10 protein-coding genes and 1 tRNA gene are annotated in these 12,514 nt (G+C 40.9%); 7 read left to right on the top strand and 4 right to left on the bottom strand.

The window, feature by feature from the left end; translation table 11 throughout:
• Nucleotides 1-256 precede the first annotated feature (256 nt).
• From HT730_RS04370 to HT730_RS04385, 4 genes are all read right to left on the bottom strand, one after another.
• Nucleotides 257-1,339 carry a Xaa-Pro peptidase family protein gene (locus HT730_RS04370; RefSeq protein ID WP_173306915.1) on the bottom strand — a complete coding sequence of 361 codons (1,083 nt, stop codon included), beginning with the start codon at nt 1,337-1,339 and terminating at the stop codon, nt 257-259.
• A 127-nt stretch (nt 1,340-1,466) separates the two neighbouring features.
• On the bottom strand, nt 1,467-2,249 hold the full coding sequence (gatD, locus tag HT730_RS04375; protein WP_173306916.1) for a lipid II isoglutaminyl synthase subunit GatD: 783 nt from the start codon (nt 2,247-2,249) through the stop codon (nt 1,467-1,469).
• Nucleotides 2,249-3,592: a lipid II isoglutaminyl synthase subunit MurT gene (murT, locus tag HT730_RS04380; protein WP_173306917.1), complete on the bottom strand. Its 1,344-nt coding sequence runs from the start codon at nt 3,590-3,592 to the stop codon at nt 2,249-2,251. The genes gatD and murT overlap by 1 nt, the downstream gene beginning before the upstream one ends.
• Nucleotides 3,593-3,690: 98 nt before the next feature.
• Nucleotides 3,691-5,007 carry an FAD-containing oxidoreductase gene (locus HT730_RS04385; protein WP_138700647.1) on the bottom strand — a complete coding sequence of 439 codons (1,317 nt, stop codon included), beginning with the start codon at nt 5,005-5,007 and terminating at the stop codon, nt 3,691-3,693.
• Nucleotides 5,008-5,200: 193 nt separating this feature from the next.
• Between HT730_RS04385 and HT730_RS04390 the strand changes: the two genes are divergently transcribed.
• The 7 genes from HT730_RS04390 (at nt 5,201) to HT730_RS04420 (ending at nt 12,181) form a co-directional block, all read left to right on the top strand.
• On the top strand, nt 5,201-6,427 hold the full coding sequence (locus HT730_RS04390; protein ID WP_173306918.1) for an OFA family MFS transporter: 1,227 nt from the start codon (nt 5,201-5,203) through the stop codon (nt 6,425-6,427).
• Nucleotides 6,428-6,624: 197 nt separating this feature from the next.
• Nucleotides 6,625-8,199 carry a DEAD/DEAH box helicase gene (locus HT730_RS04395; protein ID WP_173306919.1) on the top strand — a complete coding sequence of 525 codons (1,575 nt, stop codon included), beginning with the start codon at nt 6,625-6,627 and terminating at the stop codon, nt 8,197-8,199.
• A 255-nt stretch (nt 8,200-8,454) separates the two neighbouring features.
• Complete coding sequence (gene codY, locus HT730_RS04400; protein WP_000940732.1) at nt 8,455-9,243, top strand: GTP-sensing pleiotropic transcriptional regulator CodY; 789 nt, start codon at nt 8,455-8,457, stop codon at nt 9,241-9,243.
• Entirely contained in the window at nt 9,243-9,818 is a 576-nt protein-coding gene (locus HT730_RS04405; protein WP_166728039.1) for an isochorismatase family cysteine hydrolase, read from the top strand. Before codY ends, HT730_RS04405 begins: the two co-directional genes overlap by 1 nt.
• Nucleotides 9,819-9,898: 80 nt before the next feature.
• A tRNA-Leu gene (locus tag HT730_RS04410) sits at nt 9,899-9,984 on the top strand.
• Between the two features lie 282 nt (nt 9,985-10,266).
• On the top strand, nt 10,267-11,397 hold the full coding sequence (ugpC, locus tag HT730_RS04415; protein WP_173306920.1) for a sn-glycerol-3-phosphate ABC transporter ATP-binding protein UgpC: 1,131 nt from the start codon (nt 10,267-10,269) through the stop codon (nt 11,395-11,397).
• 271 nt (nt 11,398-11,668) lie between these two features.
• Complete coding sequence (locus HT730_RS04420) at nt 11,669-12,181, top strand: adenine phosphoribosyltransferase (RefSeq protein ID WP_049551996.1); 513 nt, start codon at nt 11,669-11,671, stop codon at nt 12,179-12,181.
• The last annotated feature ends 333 nt before the right edge of the window (nt 12,182-12,514 follow it).

The following is a 12,514-nucleotide window of genomic DNA, read 5'->3' on the forward strand; positions in this document are numbered from 1 at the left end:
AGATTTAATGACCAAGCCTGAGATAATTCTCAGGTTTTTTCGTCTCTTTTCCGAATAAATAGATAGTAGCAGTGAATCTAGTAAACCTAGATTTAATACTCTTCGAAAATCTCTTCAAACCGCGTCAACGTCGCCTTGCCGTAGATATGGTTACTGACTTCGTCAGTTCTATCTACAACCTCAAAGCAGTGTTTTGAGCAACCTGCGGCTAGTTTCCTAGTTTGCACTTTGATTTTCATTGAGTATTAGATGAATATTAATCAAAATAAAGCAAGTCTTTGCTGGTGCTTGTAAAGAGGTCAAAGCCATCCTTGGTAACAACACCACAGTCTTCAATACGAACACCGACTTTACCAGGGATATAGATACCTGGTTCAACAGAGAAGCACATGCCTTCTTCGATGACCATGTCGTTTCCTTCCATGATAGATGGGAATTCGTGGACATCCATACCGATACCGTGACCGAGACGGTGGTTGAAGTACTCACCGTAACCAGCTTTTTCGATGACTTCACGGGCAGCGCGGTCCACTTCATGGGCAGTCACACCCGGCTTGATAAAGTCAAGAGCAGCTTGTTGGGCTTCAAGGGTCAAGTTGTAAATATCTTTCTTGAATTGGTCAGGTTTGCCGACTGCGACTGTACGAGTCATATCTGACGCATAGCCGTTGACTAGAACACCCAGGTCAAAGAGGAGAAGAGCATCATTTTCAACTTTGTTAGCTGCTGGAATACCGTGTGGATTTGCAGCATTATCACCAGTCAAGACCATGGTATCAAAGCTCATTTCATAACCTTCACGTTTCATAGCAAAGTCGATTTGGGCGATGATATCTGTCTCCGTCTTATCAAGAGAAATATTGTCAAAACCAACATGAACAGCCTTGTCAGCATAGAGACCTGCAACCATCATTTTTTGCACTTCGTCAGCTGATTTGATGAGGCGCATGCGTTGGATACGAGGAGTGAGATTGTCAAACTCAGCAGTTTCAAAAACTGTTTTCAAGCCATGATATTTGGTCAAGATAAGATTGTCAAACTCAACAGCGACACATTTGAAGTTAAGCTGTGGAAGAGCATGTTTCATTTTTTGCCATGGATTTTCAGAATCCACATAGCCCACAACTGGGAAGGAAACAGTGCTGCTAGCACGTTCCACTTCAAGGGCTGGGACAAAGAGGAGAGGTTCCTGATCTGCTAGGACAAAAAGGAACATTTGGCGTTCATGGGGATCACTGTAAAAGCCAGTGAGGTAATTGATTGTGACGGGGTCAGATACGACAGCGACGTCTAGTTTTTCTGATTCAAGATATGTTACGATTTGTTGTAATTTAGACATAAGCTACCTTCTTTCTATCCCTCTATTTTGGCAAAAAAAGAGAGAAAATGCAAGGGAGAAGGGTAAAAGAAAAGACAAAAAGAACTCCGACAAGATAACGGAGTTCTTTGATATAGTTTCACTTTGTTTAAGAAAAGTCAGCCTTGCTTTTGATGTCGCTGTATTCCTCAGCGATTTCTTGGCTGAGAATGTCCTCATAGGCAGGGAGTTGGATGTCCTGACCATATTTCTTCTTGAGGGCAGTAGTGACTAGGCGATAAGCCAGATTGGCATTACGAGAGAGGATAGGTCCGTGGAAGTAGGAACCAAAGACATTCTTATAATGAACCCCTTCGCCGACTTTTTCTTCGTTATTTCCATTTCCATAGACAACCTGTCCCAGTGGTTTTTGGTCATCTGAGAGGAAGGTACGGCCCTGATGATTTTCAAAACCATAGTAGGTTTCATCGAAATCTTCATTGTGAATCTTGATGTCACCGATAAAACGGTTATTGGTCTGGTTGAGGGTGTAGTGACCCATGACTCCTAGCCCTTCGATGCGTTTGCCTGAAGCTTCAACATAATACTGACCCAATAGTTGGAAACCACCGCAGATAGCGAGAACCACACCGTCGTTTTGGATGTAGTTGTCAATGCTCTCTTTTTTAGCAGGTAGGTCGTCTGCAATAATACTTTGTTCAAAGTCTTGACCGCCACCGAAAAAGGCGATGTCGTAGTGATTTTCATCAAAATCATCATGAAGTGAAACGATGTCAACCGTCACATGGGCTCCCAGTTTTTCAGCCACATACTTGAGCATGAGGATGTTTCCATTGTCCCCGTAGGTATTCATGAGGTTTCCGTAGAGGTGGGCAATGTTGAGCTGATAGGGGTAATTGCCAGCTTTTGAGGAAAGTGAAGTATAAACCATTAGTTCATCTCCTTTCTAACAATCTGACGACTAGCCAGCAGTTCGCGGAATTCGAGCATAGCAGTATAGGTAGCCAGAATATAAGCATGCTTGCAGTCTTGGTTCTCAATGGTCTTAAGAACTTGTTCCAGACTACTTGTTTCAGTGATTTTATCAGCTGGATAGCCAGTTACTCGTAGACGACGTGCGATTTCAGAATGGCGAACACCGCCAGCATTGATTTCGGGAATGTCCATGTCAGTGATTTGTTCAAAATCAGCATCCCAGATCCAGCTGGTATCAATACCGTCTGCGTAGTTGGCATTGAGGAGGACAGATAGGCTAAATGGATAAGGAGCTAGTTTAATCATCTCGATAGCTTGAGTTGCACCGACTGGATTTTTAATCAAGACGAGGGTACATTCCTTGTCCCCGATATGGAAAGTTTCTTGGCGTCCAAAGACAGCACGACTTTTATCAAATCCCTGCTTGATTAGTTGTGAATCTGCACCAAGGAAACGGGCGATGGCAACCGCAGCTAGGGCGTTGTAGATATTGTAGAGACCACCGATTTGAATACCGTATTCTTGGCCGTCAATGACAAAGCGAGAGCGATTGTTGGTTAACTCAACCAAGTTTGTCAAACGATAGTCGAGTTCAGGACGTTTACATCCGCAGCCTTCACAGATATAGGCACCCAAGTTTGCATAGGTATTATGCTCGTACTTAAGGATGCTGTGGCAATCAGGGCAGAGAATCCCTTCGGTATTATAGTGAGCCAGCTGGGCTGGCCCTTTCTCCAAGTCAAAACCAAAATACTCTACAGGATTTGGAATAGCTGGCTTGTAGAAAAGTGGACTGTCTCCATTAAGGAGAACAGTGGCAGTAGGCACCTTACGAATAGCATCCAAAATCATGTTATAGGTAGTATAGATTTCACCGAAACGGTCCATCTGGTCACGGAAGATATTGGTGATGACGAAGAGACTTGGCTGGATGTAGTCACAGATATGAGATAGACTGGCTTCATCAATTTCTAAGACGGCAATATTTTTTCCAGTTTTAGAAGGCTTGGCTGTTAAGAAGGTTGTCGCAATCCCTGTGATCATGTTGGCACCGCTTGGGTTGGTCAGAACTTGACCATAAACCTCTTTTAAAATGCCGACAGTGAGGGCAGTTGTCAGGGTTTTTCCATTGGTTCCAGTGACCACGACAATCTCGTAGTTCTTAGCTAGGTTTTGTAAAATATCTTTATCAAATTGAAGGGCAAGTTTTCCTGGTAGCGTACTTCCACGTCCAAGACGGCTTAAAATGAAGTGGGAAGAACGCCCAGCAAGAAGGCCCAAAGTAGTTTTTAAGTTCATGTTTCTATTATATCACAAAAGAGGGAAAAGACAGATTTGGTGTTTCGCAGAAGCAAAAACAGCCCAAAGAGGGCTGTCAGTTAAGATGAGATTTCAACTTAAATCGCAAACAAGTCATTCAAGTTCTCAGCCAAGGTTGGGTGAGTGAAGATTTGTTTTGTGAAGTAAGTGTAAGGAATCTTGTTGTCCATAGCAACAGTGATGATGTTGATGATTTCTTGAGAACCTTCTGAGAAGATGCTTGCTCCAAGAATTTCTTTTGTTTCAGTATTGACAACAGCTTTGAAGGCACCGCGAAGGTCTCCATTTACGTGACCACGAGGCATTGCTGCAACAGGGATTTCCTTCACAGCGTATGGAAGTTTCAAATCAGCTGCTTGGCTTTCAGTCAAACCAACTTGTGAAAGGGCAGGTGTGATGAACATAGTATTTGGTACATTGAGACGGTCTTCAAGTGTGTAGCTGCCATCTCCAGCAAGGTAGCTGTAAACAACACGGAAGTCATCAAGTGAAATGTAAGTAAATTGAAGTCCACCGTTGACATCTCCCACTGCAAAGACACCAGGAACGTTTGTTTGACAATGTTTGTCTACTTTAATAGCGCCGCGTTCAGTTAGTTCAATATCTGTATTTTCAAGTTGAAGTGGTTCTACATTTGGTTTGCGTCCAGTTGCGTAGAGAAGGGCGTCGAAACGGTAAGTTTCGTTTTCAGTCACGAGGAGCACTTGGTCACCGTCGTTTTTAATTTCAGTAGTACGGATGTTTTGAAGCAATTCAATACCGTCTTCTTCCATATATTGTTTAGCAAGAGCTGCGATGGAAGGTTCTGCACGAGGTAGGAAAGTATCCAAGGCATCTAGGACTGTAACCTTGCTTCCTAGTTTATTGTAAAGGCCAGCAAATTCAAGACCGATATTTCCGCCACCAAGGACTCCAAGTTTTTCAGGCAATTTGTCCAAGTTTTGGATACCTGTTGAGTCAAAGACGTTTTTGCTTGTAGCAAGTCCAGGGATTGGCAAGACGTTTGAAACAGCACCAGTGTTGATGACGATAGTTTCAGCAGTCAGTTCTTTCTTTTCATCACCAGCTTGGATTTCGATGACTTTATTTGAAAGGAAGTGAGCTTCCGCATCAAAGATATCCACGCCAGTACCGGCAACAGTCGCATAGTTTTTACCGTTGAGGCGACCAGTGATAGTATTTTTGGTAGCAATGACTTCTTCAAAAGACAAGTCCTTCTCAGCAGCAACTAGCAAAGTCTTAGTTGGGATACAACCAATGTTGATACAAGTTCCACCGTACATAGCTTTGCTACGTTCAACGAGGGCAACTTTTTTGCCAGCTGAAGCTAATTTACCAGCTAGTGTTTTACCAGCTTTACCAAATCCGATAACGATTAAATCATAAGTTAACATTTAGAATTCCTCCTATTCGAATTACATTCTAGCACAAGAAAAAAACTTTTGCACAATTCTGCTACGGAAAAGACAGAAAAAGATAAAAACGCTTTCCAGACAAAAAACTAGTAATTTTTTGACAAGCTTGATAAACTAAAATCCTATCTATTTTTATATAAGATAGAATAAATGTTCGAAAATAGGAGGTTTTATGAAATCGAATCGTTATATTATTGCCTTTTCTGGGGTCATTTTACACTTAATGCTGGGTTCGACTTATGCTTGGAGTGTTTATCGTAACCCTATTATTGAAAAAACGGGATGGGATCAGGCTTCTGTTGCCTTCGCCTTTAGTCTAGCAATCTTTTGTTTGGGCTTATCGGCTGCATTTATGGGGCGTTTGGTAGAAAAATTTGGTCCGAGAGTCATGGGGAGTCTATCTGCCTTTCTATACGCAGGTGGAAATATCCTAACAGGATTTGCAATAGACCGTCAAGAACTGTGGTTGTTGTATCTAGCTTATGGCATTTTAGGTGGGCTTGGTTTGGGAGCAGGCTATATTACCCCTGTGTCAACGATTATAAAATGGTTTCCTGATAAACGTGGTCTCGCAACAGGTTTAGCGATTATGGGGTTTGGTTTTGCTTCTTTATTGACTAGTCCCATAGCGCAACATCTCATCGCAGGGGTAGGGCTTGTAGAAACTTTTTATATTTTAGGTGCAAGTTACTTTATTATCATGCTCCTAGCTTCACAATTCATTAAGCGTCCAAATGAGCAAGAGCTTGCAATTTTATCTGCTTCAGGGAAAGAAAAAACAGCCTCTTTGACGCAAGGAATGGCTGCAAATCAGGCTCTAAAAAGCAATCGGTTTTATATACTTTGGATTATTTTCTTTATCAACATAGCTTGTGGTTTAGGCTTAATTTCAGCGGCATCGCCAATGGCACAGGAGATGGCTGGCTTGTCTACCAGTCATGCAGCAGTAATGGTGGGCGTTTTAGGGATTTTCAATGGATTTGGTCGCTTGCTCTGGGCGAGTTTGTCTGACTATATCGGTCGCCCTCTAACCTTTAGTATATTACTGCTTGTCAATCTTTTCTTTTCTCTCTCACTTTGGCTCTTTACAGATTCCGTTTTCTTTGTAGTCGCTATGTCTATTTTGATGACTTGCTATGGAGCTGGTTTTTCATTGATTCCAGCTTATCTCAGTGATATTTTTGGAACCAAGGAATTGGCCGCTCTGCATGGATATATTTTAACAGCTTGGGCCATGGCTGGTTTAGCAGGGCCTATTCTATTAGCAGAGACTTATAAAATGGCTCATTCTTACACACAAACCTTGTTCGTTTTTATCATTTTATATAGTATCGCCTTGGCTTTGTCTTATTATCTAGGTCGTTCCATCAAAAAGGAAAGCCAAAAACCGCTTACATGATTTTCTAGAGAAATTAGGCTATCTTTTGCTCTGGTCTTGTGTTATACTAGATAGGTTGCAAAGAAAACAGTACTTTTCTTTTGTGGAAAAGAAGCAACACGATTTTGTATCCAGTATATGAAAATACGTCATAAAAAGAAAAGTATAAACTAAGCCCTATGGGGTGGCTTCGCACCACCTTTAGAAAGAAGAATAACGTGAAATTTAATGAATTAAACTTGTCTGCTGATTTGCTAGCAGAGATTGAAAAAGCTGGTTTTGTAGAAGCCAGTCCGATCCAAGAACAAACCATTCCCTTGGCCCTTGAAGGCAAGGACGTTATCGGTCAAGCTCAGACTGGTACAGGAAAAACTGCAGCCTTTGGCTTGCCTACCCTTGAAAAAATCCGTACAGAAGAAGCGACTATCCAAGCATTGGTCATCGCTCCAACTCGTGAACTCGCTGTCCAAAGTCAAGAAGAACTCTTCCGCTTTGGTCGTAGTAAGGGAGTCAAGGTTCGCTCAGTATATGGTGGATCAAGCATCGAAAAACAAATTAAGGCTCTTAAATCTGGTGCCCATATCGTGGTGGGAACTCCAGGTCGCCTTTTGGACTTGATTAAACGCAAGGCCTTGAAATTACAAGATATTGAAACGCTTATCCTTGACGAAGCGGATGAAATGCTTAACATGGGCTTCCTTGAAGACATTGAAGCTATCATCTCCCGTGTCCCTGAAAACCGTCAAACTCTTCTTTTCTCAGCAACTATGCCAGATGCTATCAAACGTATTGGTGTTCAGTTTATGAAAGAACCTGAGCATGTGAAGATTGCGGCTAAGGAATTGACAACAGAATTGGTTGACCAGTACTATATCCGTGTCAAGGAACAAGAAAAATTTGACACCATGACTCGTCTCATGGATGTGGAGCAGCCTGAGCTTGCTATCGTATTTGGGCGTACCAAACGTCGTGTGGATGAATTGACTCGTGGTTTGAAAATCCGTGGCTTCCGTGCCGAAGGAATTCATGGAGACCTAGACCAAAACAAACGTCTTCGTGTCCTTCGTGACTTTAAAAATGGCAATCTTGATGTTTTGGTTGCGACAGACGTGGCAGCGCGTGGTTTGGATATTTCAGGTGTGACCCATGTCTATAACTACGATATTCCACAAGATCCTGAAAGTTATGTTCACCGTATCGGTCGTACAGGTCGTGCCGGTAAGTCAGGTCAGTCGATTACTTTTGTTGCTCCAAATGAAATGGGCTATCTCCAAATCATTGAAAACTTGACTAAGAAACGCATGAAAGGTCTCAAGCCTGCAAGTGCAGAAGAAGCCTTCCAAGCAAAAAAACACGTAGCTCTCAAGAAAATTGAACGTGATTTTGCAGATGAAACCATTCGTGCCAACTTTGAGAAATTTGGCAAGGATGCTCGTAAGCTAGCTGCCGAATTTACTCCAGAAGAATTGGCAATGTATATCTTGAGTCTGACTGTTCAAGATCCGGATAGCCTTCCAGAAGTGGAGATCGCACGTGAAAAACCACTGCCATTTAAACCATCAGGTAATGGCTTCGGTGGTAAAGCTAAGGGAGGTCGTCGTGGAGATGACCGTCGTGATAATCGCCGTGGAGACAACCGTCGTGGTGGTCGCCGTGATGATTTCAAAAAAGGCAGTCGTGGCAATGATCGTTTTGATAAGGAAAAACGTTACCGTAAGGATAATAAAAAACCACGCACTACTTCAAGCGAAAAGAAAACAGGCTTTGTGATTCGTAACAAGGGCGATAAATAGGAAAAAGCGGTTCAAAATGAATCGCTTTTTTTATATAAGGAGACCGAATGTGAAAAAAGATAAATAAAATTGTTGTATTATCTTTTTATAATGTTATGATACACAAAAACAGGCAACTTGTCAATAGAAAAGGAACAATTTAATTAAAAATATTCTGGTTTTTAAAAATTGCAAGTCAATAAGGAATTTTCAGATAATTATTGAAAAAGAGACGTTTTTATGTTATAATGATAGCGATTAAATTCGAGGTGAAAAATGGCACATTTATTAGAAAAAACAAGAAAAATTACATCAATTTTGAAGCGCTCAGAGGAGCAGTTGCAGGATGAACTACCTTACAACGCTATTACGCGTCAGTTGGCGGATATTATTCATTGCAATGCCTGCATTATCAATAGTAAGGGACGTCTGCTTGGCTATTTTATGCGTTATAAAACAAATACAGATCGCGTAGAGCAATTCTTCCAAACTAAGATTTTCCCAGATGACTACGTTCAAGGGGCTAATATGATTTACGAAACAGAAGCAAATTTGCCTGTTGAGCATGATATGAGTATTTTCCCTGTTGAGAGTAGAGATGATTTTCCAGATGGCTTGACGACTATTGCACCGATTCATGTATCAGGGATTCGCCTTGGTTCTTTGATTATTTGGCGCAATGATAAGAAATTCGAAGATGAGGACTTGATCCTTGTTGAGATTGCCAGTACCGTCGTTGGGATTCAACTCCTTAATTTCCAACGTGAAGAAGATGAGAAAAATATTCGCCGCCGTACTGCTGTTACCATGGCGGTTAATACCCTTTCTTACTCCGAACTCCGTGCTGTTTCAGCAATTTTAGGGGAGTTAAATGGAAATGAAGGGCAGTTGACTGCGTCAGTGATTGCAGATCGTATCGGAATCACTCGTTCTGTGATTGTCAATGCTCTGCGTAAACTTGAATCTGCGGGGATTATTGAAAGTCGCTCTCTTGGAATGAAGGGAACCTATCTTAAGGTCTTGATTTCAGATATTTTTGAAGAAGTGAAGAAAAGAGATTACTAATGACTAAGGCTTTGATTTCGATTGATTATACAGAAGATTTTGTTGCTGATAGTGGTAAATTGACAGCAGGGGCTCCAGCTCAAGCTATTTCAGAAGCCATTAGCAAGGTGACTCGATTAGCTTTTGAACGTGGAGACTACGTCTTCTTTACCATTGATGCTCACGAAGAAAACGATTGTTTTCATCCAGAAAGTAAACTATTTCCTCCTCACAATTTGATTGGGACGAGCGGACGGAATTTATATGGAGATTTGGGGACCTTTTATCAAGAGCATGGTTCAGACAGTCGTGTCTTTTGGATGGATAAACGCCATTACTCAGCTTTTTCAGGGACTGACCTGGATATCCGTTTGAGAGAGCGTCGAATTTCTACCGTTATCTTAACAGGTGTCTTGACGGATATCTGTGTCCTACATACAGCTATAGATGCCTATAATCTAGGATATGACATCGAGATTGTTAAACCAGCTGTTGCTTCCATCTGGCCTGAAAATCATCAATTTGCCCTAGGTCATTTCAAAAACACACTTGGAGCTAAGTTAGTAGATGAAAATCTAAATGAAATTTTAGAGTAATTTGGTTAATGAAATGAAAAAATTTGAAAAAAAGTGTTGACAAGTATCCCAAAAGTTGATATACTAGTAAAGTAATCGACGCGGGGATGGCGGAATTGGCAGACGCGCAGGACTAAGGATCCTGTGACCGCTTTAGGTCGTGAGGGTTCAAGTCCCTCTCTCCGCATAGGATAAGAGTTAGCTTAGGCTAGCTCTTTTGTATTTCTCTAAAAAATTGGAATCCAGTCAAATGTAGTGGAAAATCAGCGAAAATATGGGAAAGCTAATCTTTGTTTCTGCTTTTGTCATAGAAGAATAATAAAGATTATCTTTTTCAAATTCTCCGATCTTCTCTAAAGTTTTGTGCAAGTTGCACAGAACTTTTTTATTTTTTTGGTCATCTTGCCATAGAAATGTAAAGCGTTTTCATCTATAATGTAATTATCAAAAGACAAAAGGAGTTCACCTCATGGTAGAATTAAATCTTAAAAATATTTACAAAAAATATCCAAACAGCGAACACTATTCAGTTGAAGATTTCAACTTGAACATCAAAGATAAAGAATTTATCGTTTTCGTAGGTCCTTCAGGATGTGGTAAATCAACTACACTCCGTATGATTGCTGGTCTTGAAGACATCACAGAAGGAACTGCATCTATCGATGGCGTGGTTGTCAACGACGTAGCTCCAAAAGACCGCGACATCGCCATGGTATTCCAAAACTACGCTCTTTACCCACATATGACTGTATACGATAACATGGCTTTCGGTTTGAAATTGCGTAAATACAGCAAAGAAGACATCGACAAACGTGTGCAAGAAGCAGCTGAAATTCTTGGATTGAAAGAATTTTTGGAACGTAAACCAGCTGACCTTTCAGGTGGTCAACGTCAACGTGTTGCCATGGGTCGTGCTATCGTCCGTGATGCAAAAGTATTCTTGATGGACGAACCTTTGTCAAACTTGGATGCTAAACTTCGTGTATCAATGCGTGCTGAGATTGCGAAAATCCACCGTCGTATCGGAGCTACTACTATCTACGTAACTCACGACCAAACAGAAGCGATGACACTTGCAGACCGTATCGTTATCATGTCAGCAACTAAGAACCCTGCTGGTACAGGTACTATCGGACGTGTAGAACAAATTGGTACTCCTCAAGAAGTTTACAAAAACCCAGTGAACAAATTCGTAGCAGGATTCATCGGAAGCCCAGCTATGAACTTCATCAATGTGAAATTGGTTGGAAGTGAAATTATTTCTGATGGTTTCCGTTTGAAAGTTCCAGAAGGTGCTTTGAAAGTTCTTCGTGAAAAAGGCTACGAAGGTAAAGAATTGATCTTCGGTATTCGTCCAGAAGACGTGAATGCAGAACCTGCTTTCCTTGAAACATTCCCAGAATCAGTTGTGAAAGCTACTATCTCTGTATCAGAATTGCTTGGTTCAGAATCTCACCTTTACTGCCAAGTTGGTAAAGACGAATTTGTTGCTAAAGTTGATGCTCGTGACTACTTGCAGACAGGTGCAACAGTTGAACTTGGATTTGACTTGAACAAAGCACACTTCTTCGATGTAGAAACTGAAAAAACAGTCTATTAAAATAAATAAAATTTAAAGCACTACAAGAAAAGATATCTCTTTATCAATTGTAGTGGAGAGATATCAGTTAATCTAGGGAGAGAAACAAAATGCTTCTCTCCTTTTTGCTAGGGAAGTCATATTATGCATCTATCTTGTGATACCCTTTGAATAAAAATGATCATCTTATTTGGCTTATAGGGTGACTAGCAGATGAAATACTGTTTTCTCTTTCTTCTTTACTAGAAAATATGGTATAATAGAGAGTAAAAACTTTGAAAGAAAGAAAAATATGAATTTAAAAGATTACATTGCAACAATTGAAAATTATCCAAAGGAAGGGATTACCTTCCGTGATATTAGTCCTTTGATGGCTGATGGGAATGCTTATAGCTACGCTGTTCGTGAAATTGTTCAGTATGCTACTGACAAGAAAATTGATATGATCGTAGGTCCTGAAGCTCGTGGTTTTATCGTAGGCTGTCCAGTTGCCTTTGAGTTGGGAATTGGTTTCGCGCCTGTTCGTAAGCCAGGTAAATTGCCACGCGAAGTCATTTCTGCTGACTATGAAAAAGAGTACGGTGTTGATACCTTGACTATGCATGCGGATGCCATCAAGCCAGGTCAACGTGTTCTGATCGTAGATGACCTCTTGGCGACAGGTGGAACTGTTAAGGCAACCATCGAGATGATTGAAAAACTTGGTGGTATTGTAGCAGGTTGTGCCTTCCTTGTTGAATTGGATGAATTGAACGGTCGTGAAAAAATCGGTGACTACGATTACAAGGTTCTTATGCATTATTAATGAAAAACAGTCCTTAGGGCTGTTTTCTCTACATTAGGATATAAAAATAGACTATAGCTAGTTAGAGAAAAACTATAATTGAAAACTATATCTTCTTGCAGTATAATAAAAGGACTAAGTGTTTGAGATTTAGTTTCATACTCAATGAAAATCAAAGAGCAAACTAGGAAACTAGCCGTAAGCTGCTCAAAGTACAGCTTTGAGGTTGCAGATAGAACTGACGAAGTCAGTATCATATACCTACGGCAAGGAGACGCTAACGTGGTTTGAAGAGATTTTCGAAGAGTATAATTCTTATTGATGAACTGCTTGCAGTCTGAGAAAAAATGAGCT

Origin of the sequence: Streptococcus sp. k-628, assembly GCF_013277475.1 — a bacterium.
Lineage (GTDB): Bacteria > Bacillota > Bacilli > Lactobacillales > Streptococcaceae > Streptococcus.